This window comes from Actinophytocola sp., from assembly GCF_035942955.1.
Lineage (GTDB): Bacteria > Actinomycetota > Actinomycetes > Mycobacteriales > Pseudonocardiaceae > DASYTH01.
This window is the reverse complement of sequence record NZ_DASZCQ010000335.1, coordinates 1-22,708: the sequence shown is the minus strand read 5'-3', so window position 1 is coordinate 22,708 and position 22,708 is coordinate 1. Positions and strand designations below refer to the sequence as shown.

18 protein-coding genes are annotated in these 22,708 nt (G+C 71.8%); 4 read left to right on the top strand and 14 right to left on the bottom strand.

Annotated features, from left to right (window positions below):
• Positions 1-104 precede the first annotated feature (104 nt).
• The 11 genes from VGX25_RS33395 to VGX25_RS33345 all read right to left on the bottom strand — a co-directional run bounded on the left by VGX25_RS33395 (position 105) and on the right by VGX25_RS33345 (position 11,888).
• A complete protein-coding gene (locus tag VGX25_RS33395) occupies positions 105-3,317 on the bottom strand; it encodes an AAA family ATPase (RefSeq protein ID WP_326921970.1) in 3,213 nt (1,070 codons plus the stop codon).
• Between the two features lie 97 nt (positions 3,318-3,414).
• Positions 3,415-3,753 carry a hypothetical protein gene (locus VGX25_RS33390; RefSeq protein WP_326921968.1) on the bottom strand — a complete coding sequence of 113 codons (339 nt, stop codon included), beginning with the start codon at positions 3,751-3,753 and terminating at the stop codon, positions 3,415-3,417.
• A gap of 12 nt (positions 3,754-3,765) precedes the next feature.
• Positions 3,766-4,353, bottom strand: a complete 588-nt coding sequence (locus VGX25_RS33385; RefSeq protein WP_326921967.1) for a hypothetical protein — start codon at positions 4,351-4,353, stop codon at positions 3,766-3,768.
• Positions 4,354-4,512: 159 nt separating this feature from the next.
• Positions 4,513-5,364, bottom strand: a complete 852-nt coding sequence (locus VGX25_RS33380; RefSeq protein ID WP_326921966.1) for a hypothetical protein — start codon at positions 5,362-5,364, stop codon at positions 4,513-4,515.
• Position 5,365: 1 nt separating this feature from the next.
• Positions 5,366-5,683, bottom strand: a complete 318-nt coding sequence (locus VGX25_RS33375; RefSeq protein WP_326921964.1) for a hypothetical protein — start codon at positions 5,681-5,683, stop codon at positions 5,366-5,368.
• 140 nt (positions 5,684-5,823) lie between these two features.
• On the bottom strand, positions 5,824-6,558 hold the full coding sequence (locus VGX25_RS33370) for an ABC transporter ATP-binding protein (protein WP_326921963.1): 735 nt from the start codon (positions 6,556-6,558) through the stop codon (positions 5,824-5,826).
• Positions 6,559-6,714: 156 nt separating this feature from the next.
• Positions 6,715-7,497, bottom strand: a complete 783-nt coding sequence (locus VGX25_RS33365) for an ABC transporter ATP-binding protein (protein WP_326921962.1) — start codon at positions 7,495-7,497, stop codon at positions 6,715-6,717.
• Positions 7,494-8,726 (bottom strand): branched-chain amino acid ABC transporter permease, encoded by a 1,233-nt coding sequence (locus VGX25_RS33360; RefSeq protein WP_326921961.1) that lies wholly within the window; start codon positions 8,724-8,726, stop codon positions 7,494-7,496. The genes VGX25_RS33365 and VGX25_RS33360 overlap by 4 nt, the downstream gene beginning before the upstream one ends.
• Positions 8,727-8,728: 2 nt before the next feature.
• Positions 8,729-9,799, bottom strand: coding sequence for a branched-chain amino acid ABC transporter permease (locus VGX25_RS33355; protein WP_326921960.1), 1,071 nt, complete (start codon positions 9,797-9,799; stop codon positions 8,729-8,731).
• 79 nt (positions 9,800-9,878) lie between these two features.
• Entirely contained in the window at positions 9,879-11,204 is a 1,326-nt protein-coding gene (locus VGX25_RS33350) for a branched-chain amino acid ABC transporter substrate-binding protein (RefSeq protein WP_326921959.1), read from the bottom strand.
• 78 nt (positions 11,205-11,282) lie between these two features.
• Positions 11,283-11,888, bottom strand: coding sequence for a TetR/AcrR family transcriptional regulator (locus VGX25_RS33345; RefSeq protein ID WP_326921957.1), 606 nt, complete (start codon positions 11,886-11,888; stop codon positions 11,283-11,285).
• Between the two features lie 104 nt (positions 11,889-11,992).
• Here VGX25_RS33345 and VGX25_RS33340 point away from each other — a divergent pair, with 104 nt between their 5' ends.
• The 3 genes from VGX25_RS33340 to VGX25_RS33330 are packed head-to-tail and all read left to right on the top strand — an operon-like array spanning position 11,993 to position 15,653.
• Positions 11,993-13,333 carry a cytochrome P450 gene (locus tag VGX25_RS33340; RefSeq protein WP_326921956.1) on the top strand — a complete coding sequence of 447 codons (1,341 nt, stop codon included), beginning with the start codon at positions 11,993-11,995 and terminating at the stop codon, positions 13,331-13,333.
• 17 nt (positions 13,334-13,350) lie between these two features.
• Positions 13,351-14,163, top strand: coding sequence for an SDR family NAD(P)-dependent oxidoreductase (locus tag VGX25_RS33335; protein WP_326921955.1), 813 nt, complete (start codon positions 13,351-13,353; stop codon positions 14,161-14,163).
• Positions 14,160-15,653 carry an NAD(P)/FAD-dependent oxidoreductase gene (locus VGX25_RS33330; protein WP_326921954.1) on the top strand — a complete coding sequence of 498 codons (1,494 nt, stop codon included), beginning with the start codon at positions 14,160-14,162 and terminating at the stop codon, positions 15,651-15,653. The genes VGX25_RS33335 and VGX25_RS33330 overlap by 4 nt, the downstream gene beginning before the upstream one ends.
• Positions 15,654-15,670: 17 nt before the next feature.
• Here the strand turns inward: VGX25_RS33330 and VGX25_RS33325 are convergent, their stop codons facing one another.
• The 3 genes from VGX25_RS33325 to VGX25_RS33315 all read right to left on the bottom strand — a co-directional run bounded on the left by VGX25_RS33325 (position 15,671) and on the right by VGX25_RS33315 (position 19,993).
• Complete coding sequence (locus VGX25_RS33325; protein WP_326921953.1) at positions 15,671-18,103, bottom strand: excinuclease ABC subunit UvrA; 2,433 nt, start codon at positions 18,101-18,103, stop codon at positions 15,671-15,673.
• Between the two features lie 64 nt (positions 18,104-18,167).
• Positions 18,168-18,632 (bottom strand): nitroreductase family deazaflavin-dependent oxidoreductase, encoded by a 465-nt coding sequence (locus tag VGX25_RS33320; RefSeq protein WP_326921952.1) that lies wholly within the window; start codon positions 18,630-18,632, stop codon positions 18,168-18,170.
• Between the two features lie 134 nt (positions 18,633-18,766).
• On the bottom strand, positions 18,767-19,993 hold the full coding sequence (locus VGX25_RS33315) for an MFS transporter (RefSeq protein WP_326921951.1): 1,227 nt from the start codon (positions 19,991-19,993) through the stop codon (positions 18,767-18,769).
• 149 nt (positions 19,994-20,142) lie between these two features.
• Here VGX25_RS33315 and VGX25_RS33310 point away from each other — a divergent pair.
• A partial coding sequence (locus VGX25_RS33310; RefSeq protein ID WP_326921950.1) for an ATP-binding protein occupies positions 20,143-22,708 on the top strand: 2,566 nt, incomplete at its 3' end.

The following is a 22,708-nucleotide window of genomic DNA, read 5'->3' as shown; positions in this document are numbered from 1 at the left end:
CGGTGCGACGCATAGCATTCCCCTCTCGATGCGCGACTGGAGCGATTCTGGTCACCGGCGCCCCGGCGGTCCTCCGGGATCCGCACGGACGTTCTCCCGCCGCACTACGGAGATTCCGCGCCCCGTGCGGCGACGGCCAGCTCCGCCCGGCTGGTGGCGCCGGTCTTGGCCAGCAGGTTCGCCACGTGCGTCTCTACGGTGCGGGGCGACAGAAAGAGCCGCTCGCCGATCTCCCGGTTGCTCAACCGGGCCGAGACCAGCGTGAGCACCTCGTACTCCCGCGCGGTGACGCCGGCCTGCCGCAGCCGCGCCGGAATGGCCTCGGTGCCGCGGCGCCGTTGCGGGACCGGCTCACCGGCGCGGCGCAGCAGTGCCCGGCACGCCGACACGACCCTGGCCGCCGAGGTGGAATGGAAGTACGCCTCCGCCGCGCGCAGCCACGGTCCCGGCTGTCCCCAGCCGTCGTCGACGGCCGCCTCGCCGAGCAACCGGAGTCCCAGATGGCGGGCGAGCGGGTAGGGCCGGGCCGCGTCCCGAAAGTCCCGCACCGCCGCGTCCGCCCGCGCCGCGTCGCCGGCCCGGCCGGCCAGCACGGCCTCGGCCAGGGCGAGGAACTGCCGGTTCCACCGGGCCTGCCCGCTGGCCGACGCCGCGAGCTCCCGGTGCTCCGCCCGTCCCGCCTCGCCGGCCAGCACCGTGAGGAGCAGCCTCGGCCCGTGCGCGAACGACAGGTACTGCGAGGGACGGTTGGCCTCCACCTTGGCCGCGTGGGCGACCTCGACCAGCGCGCGGTCCCGATCCTCCTCCAGCAGTGAGCAGAACGCCAGCCCGCAGCCCCACACCGCGGCGGCGAACTCGAAGTCGTGCCCACCGAGCCGGTCGAACTCGCCGAGCAGCTCGGTCGCCTCCGTACGCCGCCCCCGGTGCGCGGCCACGGCCACCCGCATCCCCAACCCGACCAGCCGGAGCTCGCCCAGTTGCAGGCGGTGCGCGGTGTCCGCGCAATGCCGGGCGTAGCGCTCCGCCTCGTCGAACTCGGCGCGGGTCAGGTGCACCACGGCCAGCTCGGCGGCGATCACCAGCGCGGTGACCACGGCGCCCGACTCCAGCGCGGTGCTTCTGGCTTCGGTGAGCCGAACGGGGTCGGCGGACCTGATCGCCGCCTGCGCGCCGAGGTGGAACAGCAGCCGGATGCGCGACAGCGTCAGGTCGTGCCGGACGGCCAGGTCGAGAGCCCGGCCGAACAGCGCGTCGGACTCGTCGAGGTCGCGCACCCGGGCGCAGGTGCCGAGCACCTCGAGCGACTCGCACGCGATCTCCGGCAGCGGCACCTCGGTCGCCGCCCGCAACGCCCTGGCGGCCAGCTCCTCGGCCTGGGCGAGCCGGCCGGGCGTGGGGTCGGCGAACGCCAGCTGCGCGGCCACCGCGTCCACCCTGGCGCTCATCGGCGGGGTGGGTCGCGGGCCGAGCAGCGACCTGACCAGCTCCAGCTCCCGCTGCCCGGTCGCCCACTGCCCGCCGGCGGCCGCGGCCCTGGCGAGTCGCAAGTGGACGGACGCGCGGCGCTCAGGGTCGGCGTGCGTGTCCAGCCGGACGCCGAGCTCGATCGCCCGGCCGACCTGGCCGGCCACGACGAGCACGTCCAGCAGTGCCTCCAGCAGCTCGGCCGCGCCGGCCGGCAGCCGCGGCCCGTCCCCGGCGAGCAGCGCCAGACCCCGTTCCAGCAAGGCGATCGCGGTGCCCACCGCTCCCTGGACGACGGCGCGCCGGCCGGCCCGGCCGAACAGCTCAGCCGCGCGGTGCTTCTCCCCGGCCCGCTCCCACAGCTCCCCGGCCAGCACGCACCACGGATCGGGCAGCTCCGGGTGGGCCGCCTCGATGGCCCCGGCCGCGCGCCGGGCCAGCAGGGTGCGCTCCTCGGGCAGCAGCCCGGACCGCAGCGCCTCCGCGGTCAGCGCGTGCCGGAACGCGTAGCCACCGGAACCGCCGTCCACCACGACGAGCCGGGCGTCGACGGCGGCGCGCAGCACGGCGAGCAGATCCTCCCGCGGGACCATGGCGATGGCGCCGGCCAGCGTCCCGTCGAACCGCTGGCCGAGCAGGGAGGCCGCGCGCAGCACCGGCAACCCGAGCGGGCCGAGGCGTTCCACCCGGCCCAGCACGCTGGCCCGGACCGCGGGCGGCACGCCGTCGCGTACCGTGCCGGTTGACGACCAGCCGTCGCCGGACCGGACCACCCGACCGTTGCCGACCATGCCGGCCAGCAACTCCTCGACGTAGAAGGGATTCCCCTCGGCCTCGGAGATCAGCCGGCCGAGCACGTCGGCGGGGACGGCCTCCGGCGCCACGCCGAGGCAGCCGGCGGCCAGCTCCCGCACCGCCTCGGCATCCAAATGCGACAGTCCGAGCACGGTGGCGTCGCCGCGCCGCCCGGCCGCCGTCGCGAGGTCCACGGCGGCGCTAGGTTCGGCGCGGACCGTGCCGACCACGAGCACGCCCTCGCCGGCCGCGTTGTCCACCAGATAGTCCACCACCGCCAGGGTGTCCCCGTCGGCTTCGTGCAGATCATCAAGCAGGACAAGGCATCCGCTGCCGCGGCCGAGCCGCGCGCACAGCCGCAGCACGCCCTCGGCCAGCACGACCAGCGAGTCGTCCGCACCGGGCAGGCGTGGCACCCGCCACTCCGGAACCAGCCGGGACAGCGCCGAGCGGTACGGCGTGAGATCCGCCTCGTCCGGCACGCCCGGCTTGCGCAGCACCGAGAACAGCGCCTCGGCCAGCGGCCGGAACTGCACCGACGGGTTGCTCGACCGCCCGCGCAGCACCACCGCGCCGGCCGCCACCCCGGCCCGCTCGGCCTCGCGCAGCAGCCGGGTCTTGCCGAGGCCCGCCTCGCCGAGGAGGAACACCGCGCCGCCCCGCCCCCGCCCCGCCTCGTCGATCGCCCAGCCGAGCACGTCCAGCTCGGCGTCGCGTCCCACGGTCGGCGATCCGGCCAGCCGCATCGCCGGCCGCGCCGCGCGGCGGCCCGGCACCAGGTCCGCCGCCCGCCGCCGTTCCTCCACCCGGTCCCGGGCGGTGGCCAGCGCACCCTGCTCGGCGGCCGGGACCTCGAGCAGCCGCAGCAACGTGTCGAACCGGTCGGTCGGCGGCAGGGTCCGGCCGGTGAAATACTCGCCGACGGTGGACACCGCCCACCCGGTCCGCGCCGCGATCTCCCGGTAGGTCAGCTCCCGCTCGCCCCGCCGCCGCGCCTGCTGCCGGCGCAGGCGCCGCAGTAATCGCGCCAGATCCGCGACGCTCTCCGCCTCTCCCACGCCGGGCAGCGTAGGGCTCGCCGGCACCTGATCAGAAGCTTCGGGCGCACCGCCGGCGGGCTCCGTAATGAGTTCGTCATTGCCTCACCCGGCGGTCCTAGTCGAACCAGTCATGCTCGGACAGGTCCTCCTCGTCGTCCGGGTCGGTCACGGGGCGGCGGGCGCGGCGGGCGGCGGGGCGCGGCGACGGGGCACGGGCCGGCGCGGGAGGTGGGTCGTCGTCGTCGGGTTCGCCGTAGTAGTCGGCCCGTGCGCGGCGGTCCTCGTCCTCGAGGTCCGCGGCGGCGCCGTGGTTGCCGTGTGGTTCGGCCAGCCGGGCGACGAGCTCCTCGGCGAGCTTGCGTTCCCAGGCGCGCAGCTCATCGGTGATGGTGCCGGCGCGGGCCAGGTACTCCGCCTCAGTCTGCTCGAACTGCCGCTGGATCTCCGGGTCCATAGTGGACACTGCTCAGGCCTCCCCGGGCTTGTCCGGGCGCTCGCCGATCACGCCGCCGGCCCGGATCGCGCGGGACCGGTCCGCCGGCGTGTCCTTGATCAGCGGCTCCTTGGCCAGCCAGCGGTTCCCGCCGCGCTCGGGGTCGCCGTCCCGTTGCCGGCTCCCCGTCATGGGAATGCCGACCGGCGCCCCGCCGGGCGGCTGCGGCCGCTGGCCGGCCAGCGCGGCGGCGATGCCGGTGCCGCTCCATGGGTTCGGCGCCTGGCCGCCCCCCTGCCCGGTGAGCGAACCCGGTTCGAGCCGGCCGCTCACCCGGATCGTGCCCGGTGAACCGGACCCGGCGGCGCTCTGCGTGGTGCCGCCCGGCGTGACGCGCGGGGCCGGCTCGCGCATCGGACCCGGTTCGGGCCGCAGGGTCGGGTTGACCGGATCCCGGTAGTCGATCGTGTACGTCTTCCGGTGGCCGTGGCCGTCGTCGATCGTGAGCGTGACCTTGTCGGCGGCCTTGTCCGCCTGGGCGGTGATCGTGACGTCGCCGTCCTTGATCACGGCCCGGCCGTCCTCGGTGGTGCGGCCGAGATCGGCCGGCTTGTCGGACAACGGAACGATGGTCGGGGGCAGCTTCGGCGGTTCAGTCCCGACCGGCTGAGCGCGCGGGACGACCGGGGTGACTTGCGGTGGGGCGCCGCCGGTCTGGGCGCCACCGGAAGGGAGTGTCGTCGGCGCCGTCGTGTTCTGCGGCGCCGTCGTGGCGGGCGCCTAACTCTGCGGGACGGTCTGGGTCGTCGGCGGTGGCGTGCCAGTCGGAGAACCGGGCCTGGGGCGGGGATCGGTGGTCTGCTGGGATTTCACCGTGGGCGGCGCGGTGCGCGGCCGGCCGCCGGGCGGGGCGGGCCGGTGGGAGGTCCGGTTACCGAACTGCGCCGGATCCTGCAGCCGCTGGATCCGGTCGTCGTGCAGCGCGCCGAGGGCGCCCTTCATCGTCTTGTAGCGCTCGGTGATCGCGTGCACCAGGTTCTCGGTGTGGCAGTGGAACGCGTAGTACCGGTTGTCGAAGTCGTTGATGAACAGCGCCAGCTCGTTCGCCGCTTGGGGGGCCAGCCCGCCCCTGGCCAGCGCGATGCTCGTCGTGAGGTTGAACGTCTGGTAGATGGCCGGAAGCTGGTTGAGGCCGGCCAGCTGGTGGAGGTACGCGGTGACGTCCCGCTCGATCCCGTCGGCCGTGGCGTGCAGCGCGAGCGGCACGGTCGACGCCGCCTCGACGAACACCCCCGCATCGTGGAACGACGTGCAGTACCGCTCGGCCGCGTCCCGGGCTTTTCCGTGCCAGCCGGACAGTGTGGTCCACGAGTCGGCCATCTCCCTACGCGAGCTCCTGGCACCATCGACGGCTTTCCGCAGCAGCTCGGCGTCGGATCGCAACGCGCCCAACGCGATGGCCGACGCCGCCAGGTACCGGACCCGGACGTCCCGCTCGAAGTCGATCCGCGGGTACCGCGCGGCACCGGGAACGACGGCGGCCGCCTGCCTGTACAGGTCCAGATAGGCGTCGAAGAAACCCAGCGACGTCCGCCGCGCGCCACTGAGCAGGATCGCCGTGTCGTCGGCCACGTCAGCTCACCTCCGCCGAGCGTCGGCGGTTGGACCGCTCGGTGCGCTCGTAGTCGTCGGCGACGTGCCGCAGCTGCTCGGAGACCTTGCCGGCCTTGCCGCCGAGGGCGGCAAGGTTGTCGTGGAACTGCTGGAAAGCCTGCCGGTACGGACCGGCGAACGCGCGGAACGCGTCCAGGTGTCCCAACGAGTCCTCGCCCACCGATGGCACCGTGCGCCGGGCGAGGTCGGCGACATGGTCGCCCCAGTACTGGTATCTGCCCGCCGCGGTGGTCAGGTCACCGACCTGCACCCCGAAAGCACCCGATCCCGATGGCATGGCCCTCCTCGTCCGCTGGGAAGACGGCAGGCCCCCCGGCCCCGCCGTCGCGGCACATGCTGGCGGGCGATCCGGCGCCACGTCCGTGATTCCGGACACGTCCGGACAACGGCGAACCGCGGCGGACACCGGCTCGGCCGTCAGCCGCCCAGGTAGGCCTTGGCGATCTCGGGGTCGCTGGCGAGGCTGGCGGCCCGGCCCTCCAGCTTGAGGTGGCCGGACTCGAGGACGTAGGCGCGGTCGGCGACGCCCAGGGCGGCAAGGGCGTTCTGCTCCACCAGAAGCACGGTGGTGCCCTGCTCGCGGATCCGGGAGATGGTGTCGAAGATCAGCTCGACGAGGACCGGGGCCAGGCCCATGGAGGGTTCGTCGAGGAGCAGAAGCGTGGGGCGGGCCATGAGGGCGCGGGCGACGGCGAGCATCTGCTGCTCGCCGCCGGACATGGTGCCGGCCTTCTGTTCGAGCCGTTCGTTGAGGCGGGGGAAGAGGGTGAGGACGTAGTCCTGGTCGGCGGCGAGGCCGTCCTGATCCTGGCGGAGGAAGGCGCCGAGCTCGAGGTTCTCCCGGACGCTCATCCGCGGGAAGATGCGGCGGCCCTCCGGCGCCTGGGCGATGCCGAGGCGGACGATCTCGTGGGTGGGCAGGCCGTCGATTCGCTTGCCCTGGAACGTGATCGTGCCGCGGCGGGGGCGTTGCAGGCCGGAGATCGTGCGCAGGGTGGTGGACTTGCCGGCGCCGTTGGAGCCGATCAGCGTGACGATCTCGCCGGGCATCACGCGCAGGGTCAATCCCTTGACCGCGGCGATATTGCCATAGGAGACGTGCAGATCGTCCAGGGCCAGCAAGGGTTCGGCGTCGGCGTAGGCGAAGCTCATGCCATCACCTCGCAAGCTCGGTGACGGCTGCCCCGCCGCCTCGTCCCTCGGCGGCGGGGCAGTGCTTGTTGTTCGCTCCGCAAGCTCCGCCAAGCCTGCGTCTTCTCGTTCCTCGAAGACGCAGGAGTATCGAATGGTTCGCTCCGCAAGCTCCGCTCATGTGCGCTCCTGGGATGCCTTGCCGAGGTAGGCCTCGATGACGCGCGGGTTGCTGCGGATGTCGTCCGGGCTGCCCTCGGCGATCTTCTCGCCGCGGTCGAGCACGGTGATGCGTTCGGACACCCGCATGACGACGCTCATGTCGTGCTCGATGATCAGCACCGACACCTCCTTCTCGTGCCGGACCCGGTGGACGAGCTCGGTGAACGCGGCGGACTCGCGCGGGTTCATGCCGGCGGTCGGCTCGTCGAGCAGCAGCACGGACGGCTTGAGCGCCAGCGCCCTTGCCACCTCCAGCCGCCGCTGGTCGCCGTAGGACAGGTTGCGGGCGTACTCGTCGGCGACCTTGGCCATGCCGAAGAAGTCGAGCAGCTCCAGCGCGGTCTCGTGCGCCTCGCGTTCCTCGCGGCGCTGGCGGGGCGTGCGCAGCACCGTGCGGGTGGCGCCGGCCCGCAGGTGCGAGTGCATCGCGACCTTGATGTTCTCCTCGGCCGTCATCAGGCCGAACAGCCGGATGTTCTGGAACGTCCTCGCCACACCGAGCTGGGCGATCTTGTGCGGCGCCAGGCCGGTGATGTTGCGGTCGCCGAGGGAGATCCGGCCGGTGGAGATCGGATGCAGGCCGGTCAGCGCGTTGAAGAACGTGGTCTTGCCGGCGCCGTTGGGACCGATCAGGCTCACGATCCCGCCGGTGGGGATGTCGAAGCTGACCGTGTCGACGGCGACCAGCCCGCCGAACGCGACGGTGATGCTCTCCGCGCTCAGCGCCGCCGGAGTCACGGCCTGCTCTCCCGTTCGACGTCGAGCGCCTCCTCCAGCTCGGGGGCCTGCTCCTCCAGCTCGGCGCCGAGCGACTCCACCTCGGTCCGCTCCGGCTCGCGCAGCACCAGCTTGGTTCGGGACTCGGGCAGGAAACCCTCCCGTTTGAACAACATCATCAGCACCAGCGCCGCACCGAAGATCAGGAAGTTGTTCGCCGGGAAGTTGATGCTCGTGCCGAACGTGTCGTTGAACGCCTCACCGCCGCGCGGCAACCCGGTGGAGTTGAACCAGGCAAGCAGCAGCGCGCCGATCAGGACGCCCCACACGTTGCCCATGCCGCCGAGCACGACCATGGCCAGCAGGATGATCGAGATGGAGAAGTTGAACCGGTCCGGCAGCACGCCGTTGACGTGGGTGGCGAACGCGACACCGCCGAAGCCGCCGGAGATCGCGCCGATGGCGTACGCGGACAGCTTGGTGCGCATCAGCGGGACACCCATGGCGCTGGCCGCCAGCTCGTCCTCGCGGATGGCCAGCCAGGCGCGGCCGAGCCGGCCGACCCGCAGCCGCAACGAGACGAACAGGACGATCGCGGTGAGGATCGCGAAGATGGCGAACTTCGCGGTGAGGTCGAACGGCCCGAGCACGGTGTCGCCGACCTTAATCGGGTCGATCGGCACGATCCCCTTGGTGCCGTTGGAAAGGTTGAACCCGCCGATGTTCTCGCCGTTGGTGAACACCTGCGGGATGATCTCGCCGAAGCCCAGCGTGACCAGGGCCAGGTAGTCGCTGCGCAACCGCAGCGTCGGCGCGCCGATGATCACACCGAACAGCGCGCACAGCGCGGCGCCGGCGACCAGCACCGTCCAGAAGTTGATGTGGATGCCCCGGACGCCTTCGGCCACCGAGCCGAAGAAGTGGATGTTCTGCTGGAAGAAGAACGTCGACATGAGCCAGCCCGCGGTGTAGCCGCCGATCGCCCAGAACGCGACGTAGCCGAGGTCGAGCAGGCCGGCGTAGCCGACCACGATGTTCAGCCCGAGCGCGCACATCGCCCAGACCAGCGCCTCGTTGACGGAGATCAGCGGGAGCCACCGCTGCACCCAGGCCTGGATGCCCTCGTCCAGGTTGGGCAGGCTGTACTCGTAGAAGACGTACACCACGATCGCGGCGAGCAGGAACCCGAGCGGCCAGCGCAGCCGCGGGGGCACCCGGAGCCGGCGCGCCGCTGAGTCTACTGTGGACACGACTACACCTTCTCCGCGAGCGGGCGACCCAGCAGGCCGGACGGCCGGAACACCATGAGCAGGATCAGGATGGAGAACACCATGGTCTGCGACCATTTCTGACCCATCCCGAACGGCAACCCGTCGTTGAGGCCCTGGATCACTCCGATCAGGACGCCGCCGAGGACCGCGCCGGTGAGGTTGCCGATGCCGCCCATCACCGCGGCGGTGAACGCGATCAGCCCGAGCTGGAACCCGAGGTCGAACCGCGTCGTGCCGATCACCTGCTGGTACATCACGCCGGCCGCGCCGGCCAGCGCACCGCCGAGCAGGAACGTGAACGAGATGGTCCGGTTGACGTTGATGCCCATCAGCCGGGCCGCGTCCTGGTCCTGCGCCGTGGCGCGCATCGCCTTGCCCCGCCTGGTTCTGGTCACCACCCAGGTGAGCCCGAGCAGCAGCGGAACGGTCACGGCGACGACGATGAGCAGGGTGTAGTCGATGGTGACGCCGCCGATGCGGAACCCGCCGCTTGGCAGCACGCTCGGCCAGTCCTTCTGGATCGACCCGTTCCACCACAGGCCGACCTGCTGGAGGACGAAGCTGATGCCGATCGCGGTGATCAGCGGCGCCAGCTTGGGCGCGCGGCGCAGCCGGCGGTAGGCGAGGAACTCGATGGCCACGTTGACGGTGCCGCAGAACGCCATCGTGGCGACCAGCGTGAGGATGAACAGCGCCCAGGCCGCCCCGCCCGGCCCGGTCTGGCCGAGCACGGTGGTCAGCAGGAACCCGCTGAACAGCGTGCCGAGCATGAACAGGTCGCCGTGCGCGAAGTTGATCAGCTCGATGATCCCGTAGACGAGCGTGTAGCCCAGGGCGATCAGCGCGTACAGCGCGCCGTTGGACAGGCCGAGGAAGGCGGAGTTGAAGAACTGGGTCGGCGAGTGGACGAAGTTGATCACCAGCCAGATCGCGCCGAGCCCGAGGATGAGGAACAACGCCACCCGCATCGCGATGATCCGCGCGTAGGCCCCCGGTCGGATCGCGACCGGAACGACCGGTGTGTCAGTTTTCTTCAGGGCGGTGTCGGTCATCGATGTCCCTTGGAACCGCCATGAAGGACTCCTTCAGGACATTACGCGCGCCCTGAAGGAGTCCTTCGTGGCATGTGGGTCAGGAAACTGACAGCGGCCAGGCCTTGTGGAACGCCTCCGTGTTGTCCTTCATGATCAGGACCGAGATGTCGCGGACGTTGACGTCACCGGTCTTCGGGTCGATCTTGACATCCTTGCCCAGCATCGAGGTCGACCCCGACACCGAGATGCCCTCGCCGCCGAAGATCTGGTCGTTGACGCTCTTGCGGGTCCCGTCCGACTTCTCGATCGCCTGCATGATCACCTGCAGCGCCAGCACGCCGTACAGCGCGTAGTTCGTCGCCGGGTCGGCGCCGTACTTGGCCTTGTAGGCGTCGAGGAACGCGCCACCGGTGCCTCCGGCCGCGCGCAGCTGCTCGCTCGCCAGGCCGGCGAAGGTCATGTACATGCCCTGCGCCTCGGCGAGCTTGTCGAGGTCCGGGTAGCCGGTGAAGCCGTCCGGGCCGATCAGCTTGACCGTGTCGTTGTCACCCAGGATCTTGACCTTGTCCTTGACCAGCTGGCCGCCGTTGTTGTCGAAGATGCCGCCCACGTACACGCAGTCCGGGTTCTTGCCCTTGATGTTGGTGAACAGCGCGGTGTAGTTGGGCTGCTTGGAGTCCCACGCGTCGTTGCCGAGGATCTCGATGCCCTGCCGCTTGGCCTCGTCCACGAACGCCTTGGCGACACCCTGGCCGTAGGTCTGGTTGTCGTTGAGCACGGCACACCGCTTGACCTTCAGGTCCTTGGCGGTGAACTGGGCGGCCGCGGTGCCCTGGTAGTCGTCGGTGGTGATCACCCGGGCGTAGTTGCGCTTGCCGGTCGGGTAGAACTTGTCCGGCTCGCCGGGGTCCCAGGACTTCGTGAGGCCGGGGTTGGTGTTGGCGTGGGAGATCATCAGCAGCGGGCCGTTCGGGTCCTGGTTCAGCACCGGGACCTCGATCTTGGCGCATCCCGAGTTGTACGTGCCCATCACCGCGACTTCCTTGGCGTTGGCCACGTGGTCCTGCGCGTTCTTTGCGCACGTCGCGTCGTCCCATGCGCCCTTGGCGGCCGTGGAGTCGTCGTACACCTTCAGCTCGATCTTGTACTTGCCGGCCTTGCCGCCCTGCTGCTCGAGGTAGAGCCGCATGGCGTTGACCGTCGCCTCGGAGGCGTCCTTCGACGCGCCCTGCATCGGAAGGTCGATGCCGACGATGAGGGTCTCCCCTTCGGGAACTCCGCCGCCACCACCGCCTCCGTCGCCCTTGGCACACGCACTCAGCGCCAGCACCGCGGCCAGCAGAGCCGTCAACGCGCTCCCGCGCCTGGTCATCATGATCCTCCCGGCGATGTGGGTGATCTTGGGATCAACAGCGATGGCCATCCCGATAGGGGTGGGCGCGAACGTAAGGGCCCTTATCAGGCAGTGTCAACCATCGGGTAAGGCTGGGTACTTGAATCGTTATGGCCGTACGGGGCTAGCGCGCGGGCCGAGCAGGGCCAGCGAGGCCCGGACCGCGACGTCGGTGATGTCGCTGATCCGGCCGCCGTCCTCGACGGTGGTGGCGATCAGCTCGCGCAGGCCGCCGAGCAGCACGATCGCCACCGGCCGGGACACCGGGCCGACGCCGGCGGCGCGCAACTCGTCGGTGTCGCACAGCGTCTGGATCATGGTGACGAAGGCTTCCATCAGCTCGCGCTGCAGTTGCCGGGCCGCGGCGCCGAGCGAGGGCAGGTCGCGGATCCAGCTCAGCGTGAGCGCCGGTTCGGACTCCGAGCAGCCGATCCACGCCCCGACCGCCTGCCGCACCTGGGTCTCCCACGGCGCGCTCGGCTCGACCGCGGCGGAGATCTGGCGGATCATCTCCGCGTTGGTGTCCCGCAGCAGCGCGACGAAACACTCTTCCTTTCCGGTGAAGTGCTCGTAGAACGTCCGCCGGGACGTGCGGGCGCGGCGCACGATGTCGGCGACCGTGGTGTTCCGGTAGCCGTCCTCGGCGATCGACGCGGCGAGGCCGTCGAGCAGCCGCTGGCGGAAGGTCGCCGAGTCGGCGGGCGCGATCGTCACCGGGGCACCCCTCTCCTGGCGGTGCGGCTCTTGAACTCCCATGGTACGTCGGCGTACCGTACATATGGTACGTCCACGTACCACACCGGGAAGGTACTGGTTCGATGACGACGGTGACGCTTCCTCCTGGTCCGTCCGTCCCGCGCGCCGTGCAGGCCGGCTACCTGCTGACCACCCGGCGGCGCGGGATGCTCCGGCTGCGCGCCCGCTACGGCGACGCCTTCACCGTCAACCTGCCGATCTTCGGCCGGGTCCTGGTGATCAGCAACCCGGCCGAGATCAAGCAGCTGTTCACCACCGGCTCGGACGTCGTGGACAACCTCGAGGTGAACCTCGGACGGGTGCTCGGTCCCGGCTCGCTGTTCGCCCTGTCCGGCGAGGAGCACCGCACGCAGCGCCGGCTGCTCGTCCCGCCGTTCCACGGCCGGAGGCTGGCGGCCTACGAGAAGATCGTGGAGGACGAGACGGTGCGCGAGCTGGCGTCGTGGCCGGACGATCGCGAGTTCCCGACGCTGCCGTCGACCATGCGCATCACGCTCAACGCCATCCTGCGGGCGGTGTTCGGCGCCGAGGGCGCCGAGTTCGCGCGGCTGCGCGAGCTGCTGCCGCCGTTCGTCGCGCTCGGCTCCCGGCTCGCCACCCTTCCGGTGCCGAAGGTCGACTTCGGACGGTGGAGCCCGTGGGGCCGGTTCCAGATCATGCGCCGCGAGTACGACGCGGTGGTCGAACGCCTGATCACCAAGGCGGACAAGGATCTCGACGGACGCGACGACGTCCTCGCAATGATGCTGCAGAGCCGCTACGAGGACGGCACGCGGATGAGCCACGGCGAGATCGCCGACCAGCTGCTCACCCTGCTGGCCGCCGGGCACGAGACCACCGCGACCACGCTCGCCTGGGCGGTCGAACGGCTCCGCCGCCACCCCGACATCCTCCGCGAGCTCGTCGCGGAGGTGGATGCGGGCGGCAGCGCGCTACGCGAGGCCACGATCCTCGAGGTGCAGCGCACCCGCCCGGTCATCGACGCCGTGTCCCGCCAGGTGAAGGCGGACGGTTTCCGGCTCGGCCGGTGGACGCTGCCGAAGGGCTTCGGTGTGGTGGTCAGCATCGCCTTGATCCACGACGACGAGTCGGTCTTCCCCAACGCGCGGGCGTTCGACCCGTACCGTTTCCTGAATGCGAAACCGGACCTGCACCAGTGGATCCCGTTCGGCGGCGGCACCCGGCGCTGCCTCGGCGCGGCGTTCGCCACCATGGAGATGAACGTGGTGCTGCGCACCGTGTTGCGCGACGTCGAGCTGATGCCGACCACCGAGCGAGCCGAGCGGTGGCATTCCCGCGGGGTCGCCTACGCTCCGGCCAAAGGCGGCCGGGCGATCGTGCGTCGCCGGTCCCCCCGGCCGGTGCCGTCCGGCGCGGCCACCACCGCCGGAGCCCGGTCATGATCGCCGGGCGGCCCGTAATGATCACAGGTGCGGCCTCGGGCATCGGCCGCGCCCTCGCGCTGCGGCTGTCCCGGCTCGGCTCACCGGTCGCCATGGCCGACGTCGACGAGGGCGGGCTCAAGGACACCGCGGCGGCGCTGCGCGGTCCGGTGCTCGTCCGGGTTCTCGACGTCCGCGACGCGACCGACCAGCTGCGCTTCGCCGACGAGGTGCGGCAGTGGCTGCCGGCGCCGCTCGCGGCGGTGTTCAACAACGCCGGCGTCGCGGTGGCGTCGACCGTGCTGGACGCGGTGCCCGAGGACGACGACTGGCTGTTCGAGACCAACTTCCGGGGCGTGGTCAACGGGACGCGGGCGTTCCTGCCGATCCTCGTCGAGCAGGACGACGGCGTCATCGTGAACACCTCCAGCGTGTTCGGGCTGCTCGGCATGCCGTACAACAGTGCCTACTGCGCCTCGAAGTTCGCCATCCGCGGGTTCACCGACGCGCTGCGCCAGGAGCTGCGCGGCACCGGGGTGCGGGCCGTCACCGTGCATCCGGGCGGCATCACCACCAACATCGCCCGCAACGCCCGCGTCCGCAAGGACCCGGAGGGCCTCGGGCGGACCAAGGAGCAAATGGCCGCGCAGTTCGAGGCCATGACCATGACCTCGCCGGACAAGGCCGCGGCGATCATCCACAAGGGAGTCGAGCGCGGCAGGGCGCGCATCCTCGTCGGCCCGGACGCCTACCTGTTCGACGCGCTCGCCCGGATCGCCCCCACGCACTACTACTCCGTGCTCTCGCGCCTGCAGTCCCGGATGCGCGCCCGGACCAGGGAGGCCGGGTGACCGAACACGTCGACGTGCTGATCATCGGCGCCGGCCTGTCCGGCATCGGCGCGGCGCGCCACCTCCAGGCGGCCTTTCCCGACCGGACCTACACTATCCTTGAGGCCCGCGACGCCATCGGCGGAACCTGGGACCTGTTCCGGTATCCCGGCGTGCGGTCCGATTCGGACATGCACACCCTCGGCTACCGGTTCCGCCCGTGGACGCAGGCCGAGGCCATCGCCGACGGACCGTCGATCCTGCGCTACATCCGCGACACCGCCACCGAGGCGGGCATCGACCGGCACATTCGCTTCGGGCATAGGGTGACGTGCGCCGCATGGTCCGCTGAGGACGCCCGCTGGACGGTGGACGCCACCCACGGCGAGGAAACGGTCCGGTTCACCGCGACGTTCCTGTACTCGTGCACCGGCTACTACCACTACGACGCCGGGTACCTGCCGGAGTTTCCGGGGATCGAGCGGTTCGGCGGCACTGTCGTCCACCCGCAACACTGGCCCGCCGGCCTGGACTACACCGGCAAGAACATCGTGGTGATCGGCAGCGGCGCGACCGCCGTGACGCTCGTCCCGGCCCTCGCCGACCGGGCCGCGCACGTGACCATGCTGCAGCGCTCCCCCACCTACGTCGCCGCCCTGCCGACCGAGGACGCCACGGCCATCAAGCTGCGGCGCCTGCTCGGCGCGCGCCGCGCGTACTCGATCGTCCGGTGGCGGAACATCATCTTGGGCACGCTGTTCTACCAACTCAGCCGCCGCCGTCCGGACATCGTGAAGTCGATGCTCCGCAAGGCGATCACCCGGCGCCTGCCACCCGGCTACGACGTCGACACCCACTTCACCCCGCGCTACCAGCCCTGGGACCAGCGCCTGTGCCTCGCCCCCGACGGCGACCTGTTCACCGCGATCCGCCGCGGCCGCGCCTCCGTCGTCACCGACCGGATCGAGGAGTTCACCGAAACCGGTCTGCGCCTGGCCTCCGGCGCCCGGCTCGACGCCGACATCATCGTCACCGCCACCGGCCTGCGGCTCCTCGCCCTCGGCGGCATCCGGCTCACCGTGGACGGCCGGCCCGTCGACCTACCGGAAACCATGGTTTACAAGGGAATGATGCTCGGCGGCGTGCCCAACTTCGCCTTCACCATCGGCTACACCAACGCCTCCTGGACCCTCAAGGCCGACCTCGTCAGCGAGCACGTCGTCCGCATCCTGCGCCACCTCGACACCCACGGCTACACCACGTGCGTCCCCACCAACACCGACCCCACCATCACCCCGCAGCCCCTGCTCGACTTCCAGGCCGGCTACGTCCTCCGCTCCGTCCACGAGTTCCCCAAATCCGGCTCCCGCCCCCCATGGCGCCTCGGCATGAGCTACGCCCACGACCTGCTCAACCTCCGCTACGGCAAACTCGACGACGGCACCCTGCGGTTCTCCCGCCACCCCGTCACCCCTCGGCCCGATCACGCGCCCCGCTACTCCATGGGGTAGCGGAGCGCGCTGCCGGTTCACCGAGTCCGCGTGGACTTCGGTCGGGCGCCGACGTAGGCGGCCAGGTGCTCGCCGGTGAGGGTGGAGCGGGCGGCGACGAGGTCGGCGGGGGTGCCTTCGAAGACGATGGTGCCGCCATCGTGGCCGGCGCCGGGGCCGAGGTCGATGATCCAGTCGGCGTGGGCCATGACCGCCTGGTGGTGCTCGATGACGATGACCGACTTGCCGGAGTCGACGAGCCGGTCGAGCAGGCCGAGCAGCTGCTCGACGTCGGCCAGGTGCAGGCCGGTGGTCGGCTCGTCGAGGATGTAGACGCCGCCCTTCTCGGCCATGTGCGTGGCCAGCTTGAGCCGCTGCCGCTCGCCGCCGGACAGCGTGGTGAGCGGCTGGCCGAGGCTGAGATAGCCGAGCCCGACGTCGGCGAGCCGGTCGAGGATGGCGTGCGCGGCCGGCGTGCGCGCCGCACCCGCGCCGAAGAACTCCTCGGCCTCGGTCACCGACATGGCGAGCACCTCGCTGATGTCGCGGCCGCCGAGCTTGTACTCCAGCACCGAAGCCTCGAACCGCTTGCCGCCGCAGTCCTCGCACGGGGTGGACACCGTCTCCATGAACCCGAGCTCGGTGTAGATGACCCCGTTGCCGTTGCAGGTCGGGCAGGCGCCCTCGGAGTTGGCCGAGAACAGCGCCGGCTTCACGCCGTTGGCCTTGGCGAAGGCCTTGCGGATCGGCTCGAGCAACCCGGTGTACGTCGCGGGGTTGCTCCGCCGGGAGCCACGGATCGCGGTCTGGTCGACCGACACGACACCGTCCCGCCCGGACACCGAGCCGTAGATCAGCGAGCTCTTGCCGGAGCCCGCCACCCCCGTGACCACGACCAGGACGCCGAGCGGGATGTCGACGTCGACGTTGCGCAGGTTGTGCAGGTTGGCGCCGCGCACCTTCAGCTTGCCCGACGGGGTCCGCACCGTCGGCTTCAGACTGGCTCGGTCGTCCAGGTGCCGGCCGGTGACCGTGTCGCTGCGCCGCAGACCCTCGACGGTGCCCTCGAACACCACCTCGCCGCCCTCGGTGCCGGCACGGGGGCCGAGATCGACGACGTGGTCGGCGATCGCGATCACCTCCGGCTTGTGCTCGACGACCAGCACGGTGTTTCCCTTGTCGCGCAACCGCAGCAGCAGGTCGTTCATCCGCTGGATGTCGTGCGGGTGCAACCCGATCGTCGGCTCGTCGAAGACGTAGGTGACGTCGGTCAGCGGCGAGCCGAGATGGCGGAGCATCTTGATGCGCTGCGCCTCGCCGCCGGAGAGGGTGCCGGACGGGCGGTCGAGGCTGAGGTAGCCGAGCCCGAGCTCGACGAAGGAGTCGAGGTTGTCCCCCAACGCCTTCAGCAGCGGTGCCACCGTCGGCTCGTCGATGCCGCGGATCCACTCGGCCAGGTCGGTGATCTGCATCGCGCACACGTCCGCGATGTTGCGCCCCTTGATCTTCGACGACCGGGCCGACTCGCTGAGCCGGGTCCCGCCGCAGTCGGGGCAGGACGTGAACGTCGCCACCCGCTCGACGAATGCGCGGATGTGCGGCTGCAGCGAGTCGATGTCCTTGGACAGCATGGACTTCTGGATCTTCGGGATCAGGCCTTCGTAGGTGATGTTGATGCCCTTGGCCTTGATCTTGGTCGGCTCCTTGTAGAGGAAGTCGTGCAGCTCCTTCTTGGTGTACTTGCGGATCGGCTTGTCCGGGTCGAGGAAGCCGGACTCGGCGTACGTCCGCACCATCCAGCCGTCCGCGGTGTAGCCGGGAACGGTGATCGCGCCCTCGTTGAGCGACTTGCTGTCGTCGAAGACCTCGGTGAGGTCGATGTCGGACACCGAGCCGCGGCCTTCGCAGCGCGGGCACATGCCGCCGTGGTAGACGGCCTGGCGCACGATGGTCTTCTCACCGGTGGAGCTGGTCATGATGCCGCTGGCCTTGCGCGCCGGCACGTTGAACGAGAACGCGATCGGCGGGCCGATCTGCGGCTTTCCCAGCCGGCTGAACAGAACCCGCAGGATCGCGTTGGCGTCGGTCACGGTGCCGACCGTCGAGCGGGGGTTGGCGCCCATCCGCTCCTGGTTGACGATGATCGCGGTCGTCAGCCCTTCGAGCACGTCGACCTCGGGCCGCGCCAGCGTCGGCATGAAGCCCTGCACGAAGGCGCTGTAGGTCTCGTTGATCAGCCGCTGCGACTCCGCGGCGATCGTGTCGAACACCAGCGAGCTCTTGCCAGAACCGGAGACGCCGGTGAACACCGTCAGCCGGCGCTTCGGAATCTCGACGCTGACGTCCTTGAGATTGTTCTCGCGCGCGCCCTGCACGCGGATCAGATCGTGGCTATCGGCGACGGGCAGCGTGGGCGGCTGCGTGTCCGTCTTCTTCGCCGTCCGCTTTGCCGTCCTCGTGGCCGTGGTCATCGTGTCTCCCTCTGTCAGGCCTGTTGTCGGTCTTCGCCGGCGTCGCCCGGCTCGATCTAACCAGTCACCGCGGGGTGAGCCGGATCACCGGGTACTCCCGCTCGGACTTGCTCTGGTACTTCGCATAGCGTGGTTGAGCGGCGGCGATGCGTTGCCACGCCTGCGCACGGTCGGCGCCCTCGAGCCGTTTCGGCGTCACCGGCACCGGTTCGCGGCCGGGCAGCTCGATCGACGCCCGGTCGGGGTGCGCCATCAGGTTGACGTACCAGTCCGGGTGCCGACTCCCGCCGCCGGACGCGACGATCAGCCGGGCCTCGTCGCCGTCGGGAAACCACGCAACGGGCGTCTCCCGCGGCTGCCCGCTGCGGCGGCCCACCGTGTTGAGGATCAACACGTCCATGCCCATGAACGTGCCGCGGCCACGCCGGACCTTGCGGTTCATCCTGGCGTTCATCTTCTGCTGCATCCACCGCGACAACGGTCCCGGCGTGCCGGGCTTGCGCTTGCCTGTCTGCTGGTTGCGGGTCATGGCTTCCTCCACTCGATCGATGGATGTCGGTCACGCTAGGTGCGGCTCGGCACGGCCGCTTCTCGATTCCTGATCGGTCCGGTACGGCGGGAACTCTCGCCAGATGTCCACATAGGACCCGTGGGCCCTGCGGATCACCGGTTCCTCCGCAGCGCCAGCAGGACGCACGCGGCGGCGCCGAGCGCCACGGTGACGAGTCCCGAGCCGAAGAGCGTCGCCTGCGGACCCAGCGCCGCGGTGAGCGGTCCGCCGAGCGCCGTGCCGAGCGGCGACGCGGTGAGCAGCGCCGCGCTGCGGGCCGCGAGCATCGCGGCCAGGTGCTGCGGCGGCGACTTCGCCTGCATCAGCGTCACCGACAGCGCCACGAACGGTCCGTAGATCGCGCCGCCGAGCATGAAGCACGCGACGGTGACGGGCACTCCGAAGACGTCGAACCCGAACGGCAGCAGCGCCAGCCCCCAGCCGACCACGATGCCGGCCGTCACCGGCCACAGCGGCAGCCGCCGCAGCGCGCCGACCGTGAGCCCGCCGAGCACCGCGCCGACGCCGAAGAGCATCCAGTAGACGCCAAGCAGCGTGCCCGGTGCGTGCAGGTCGTCGGTCACGTGCAGCGGCAGCGCGACCTCGACCGGGCCGTACAGGAAGTTGAAGAACCAGGTGAGCGTCAGCAGCCCGAGCAGCTCGGGATGGGTCCGCAGCAACCCGAACCCGCCGCGGGCGGCCGCCTTGTCGACCGGGCTGACGTGCCCGGACTCCGGCAGCCGGAGGCGCGCGACGAGCACGGCGAGGAACACGAAGGTGAGCGCGTCGAGGCCGAGCACGAGCGCGGAGCCGACGAAGGTGACCAGCACCCCGGCGATCGCGGGTCCGGCGATCGTCGCGGCGAAGTTGAGGGAGCTGACCAGGGTGTTCGCGGCGAGCCGCTGCTCGTCGGGCAGCAGCTCGGCCAGCAGGGTGTACTTGCCCGCGCTGCCCCACGCGTGCAGCAGCGACGAGACCGCGAGCAGCACGACGTACAGCGCCGGCGTGAGCAGCCCGGCGAGCCAGGCCAGCGGCACGGCGCCGAGGAACACGCCGCGCACCACGCTGTCGGCGAGCAGCAGCCGCCTGGCCGGCACCCGGCGCAGCCGGCGGGCGAACACCAGCGCGCCGGCCACGCCCGGCAACGTGTACGCGGCCACCGCGCCGCCGACCCACAGCCCCGCGGCCGCCGGCGGCGCGAGCTCGATGGCGAGCCACGCCACCGCGACGAAGCTCATCCCGTCCCCGAGGTACGAGACCGCGAAGCCGAGGACGAGCCTGCGGAACACCCGGTTGCCGAGCACCGGCCGGTAGGCGGCGGGGACGAGGCGGCGCGGCACCGAGGCACCTGGAGAAGGCGCGCCGGAGGTCGATCTGGGTTGCGTCTTCACGGCGTCCATGGCTTGCAGCGTCTCCCGGCCGGGGGCGGGCCGGCATCCGTGCTGGCCACGGAACCGACCACGGATTCGGGGTACGGAACAATGGGCCCGTGACGGTGGCGGGGATCTCGGCCCGGGAGGCGGAGGTGCTGGCGCTGCTCGGCGAGCACCTCAGCAACGCCGAGATCGGGGCCCGGCTGTTCATCTCCGTGCGCACCGTCGAGTCCCACGTCTCCTCGCTGCTGCGCAAGCTGGCGGTGCCGGACCGCCGGGCCCTCTCCCGGCGCGCGGCCGAGCTGGACCGCGCCGACCGGTCACCCGCGGCGCCCGCCCTGCCCGCGCCGCTGACGTCGTTCATCGGCCGGGTGCGGGAGCGGGGCGAGCTGGCCGAGGCGATCAAGATGCACCGGCAGGTGACCGCGGTGGGCCCGGGCGGGGTGGGAAAGACCCGGCTCGCGCTCGCGGTGGCGGCGGAGGCGGCCGGCGAGTTCGCCGACGGCGTGTGGTTCGTCGACCTGGTCCCGATCACCGACCCCGGCCGGGTCGGGGCGGCGGTCGCCGACGCGGTCGGCGTCGGCGAGCAGCCCGGCCGCAGCCTCGACGAGGCGGTACTGGCCGCGCTCGCCGACCGCGAGGCGCTGCTGGTGCTGGACAACTGCGAGCACGTCCGCGACGGCGTGGCACCCTTCGTCGAGCGGCTGCTCGCCCGCTGCCCCAGGGTGCGGGTGCTGGCGACCAGCCGGGCCCGGCTGGTGGTGCCGTTCGAACGGATCTTCGCCGTCCCACCGCTTTCGCTGGCCGGCGGTGGTGAGTCGGACGCGGTGACGCTGTTCATGGACCGGGCCGGCGTGATCGGCGGGCCGCCGGATCCGGCCGTGCGCGACCGCGTCGCCGCGATCTGCGAACGGCTCGACGGCATGGCGCTGGCGATCGAGCTGGCGGCCGCCCGGTCGCCGACGCTCGGGCTGGACGGCCTCACCGCCGGTCTGTCCGACCAGCTTCGGATCCTCGCCGGCGGATCCCGCGCAGACGGCCGGCACCACTCGGTGCGGGCGGTGCTGGACTGGAGCCACGCCCTGCTTGAGCCGGCCGATCAGGCACTGCTGCGCCGGGTGTCGGTGTTCGTGACACCGTTCACCGCCGAGGCGGCCGCGGAGGTTGCCGGGTTCTCCCCGCTGGAGCCGGCCGGGGTCGCCGACGGCCTCGCCCGGCTCGCCGAGCAGAGCCTGCTCGCGGTGACGCCGTCCCCGGCCGGCACCCGGTACCAGGCGCTGGAGACCATCCGGCAGTACGGGCTCGAGCGGCTCGCCGATGCCGGTGAGCCGGTCGCCACCCGGTCCCGGCACGTGGACTGGTGCCTGGCCACCGCGACCGTCCTCGCCGGCGGAACGGGCGGGGACTGGCGCGGCCGGTTCGACGCGGTGGCCGACGACCTCCGGGCCGCCCTGGCGTGGGCGGCCGAGCAACCGGACCGCCGCGGTGCCGCGCACCGCCTCGCGCTTGCCATGGCGGAGCTGACCTTCACGCGCACCCTGCTCGGCGAATCCCAGCAACGCTACGAGCAGGCGGCCGCCCTCGCGGACGACCCGGCCGCCGCCGCGCCGGCGCTCCGGCAGGCCGCGGCGGTGGCCGGGTGCCGGATGTTCGGCGACGACATGTACCGCCTGCACCGCGCCGCCGGCGAGGCGGCCCGCCGGTCCGGGAACGACCCGGCCGCCGCGTGCGACCTGGCCACGGCCGCCACCACCGCGTACCGCTTCTCCGGCGAGTTCGCCCGGATACCCGCGCGCGCCGAGGCGATCGCGCTGCTCGAGGCCGCGCGGGAGCTGGCGGGCGACGACCCGGCCGCCGCGGCGGCGGTGGCGATCGCCGAGGCGGCGGTGCTCACCGACGCGTTCGGCTCGCTGCAGGGCAGCGAGGACAACGACGTGCCGAGGACCCTCACGAGCGCGCGGCGGGCCGTCGAGCTCGCCGAGCGCACGGGCGACCCGCTGGTCGAGACGGTCGCCCTTGACGCGCTCACCGGCGCCCAGAGCTGGGCGGGCGACACGTTCGGCGTCGCGACCACGGCCCGGCGGCGGGTGGCGCTGCTCGCGCCGGTGCCGGTCACACCGGCCAGCACGCACGAGCTGATCGACGCGCTCGTGTCGGCCACCGAGACCAGCCTCGGCACGGGGGACCTGCCGGGGGCCCGCCGGTGGGGCCGGCAGCTGGCCGGGCATCCGCTGCTGGCCGAGGTGGGCCACCAGGCCGTGCGCTGGCTGCTGGTCGCGGACGCGTTCGCCGGCAATGTCGACGAGGTGCTCACCGGCGGTGCGCGGTTCCTCGACGCGTGGGAGCGGGGCGGCCGGCAACCGTGGCTCGGCCTCGCCCCGGCCGCGGCGGCGGTGGCGATGATCCACGGCCTGCGCGGTGACGACCGTGCCAGGGCCGAGTGGCTGGCGATCGTGGCCGAGCTGCGGGCCACGACCAGGCACACCATGCCGTCGCCCCCCGGCTACGGTCCGACCTTCGACGCGATCGTCCTGCTGCACCGGGGGGACGCGGAGGCGGCGCTGGAGCGGGTCGCCCCCGAGCCCCAACAGGTGTGGAAGTGGGTGACCTGGATCTGGCTGCACTGGTACGTGGCGCTGCGGGCCGAGGCGGCGGTGCTCGCCGGGCACCCGCAGGCCCGGG

Excerpts from the sequence above, each read along its gene's own strand:
- VGX25_RS33335 (WP_326921955.1), top strand. The coding sequence starts at position 13,351 with ATGATCACAGGTGCGGCCTCGGGCATCGGCCGCGCCCTCGCGCTGCGG.
- VGX25_RS33350 (WP_326921959.1), bottom strand. The coding sequence starts at position 11,204 with ATGGCCATCGCTGTTGATCCCAAGATCACCCACATCGCCGGGAGGATC.
- VGX25_RS33340 (WP_326921956.1), top strand. The coding sequence starts at position 11,993 with ATGACGACGGTGACGCTTCCTCCTGGTCCGTCCGTCCCGCGCGCCGTG.
- VGX25_RS33375 (WP_326921964.1), bottom strand. The coding sequence starts at position 5,683 with ATGCCATCGGGATCGGGTGCTTTCGGGGTGCAGGTCGGTGACCTGACC.
- VGX25_RS33390 (WP_326921968.1), bottom strand. The coding sequence starts at position 3,753 with ATGGACCCGGAGATCCAGCGGCAGTTCGAGCAGACTGAGGCGGAGTAC.
- VGX25_RS33325 (WP_326921953.1), bottom strand. The coding sequence starts at position 18,103 with ATGACCACGGCCACGAGGACGGCAAAGCGGACGGCGAAGAAGACGGAC.
- VGX25_RS33370 (WP_326921963.1), bottom strand. The coding sequence starts at position 6,558 with ATGAGCTTCGCCTACGCCGACGCCGAACCCTTGCTGGCCCTGGACGAT.
- VGX25_RS33355 (WP_326921960.1), bottom strand. The coding sequence starts at position 9,799 with ATGACCGACACCGCCCTGAAGAAAACTGACACACCGGTCGTTCCGGTC.
- VGX25_RS33320 (WP_326921952.1), bottom strand. The coding sequence starts at position 18,632 with ATGACCCGCAACCAGCAGACAGGCAAGCGCAAGCCCGGCACGCCGGGA.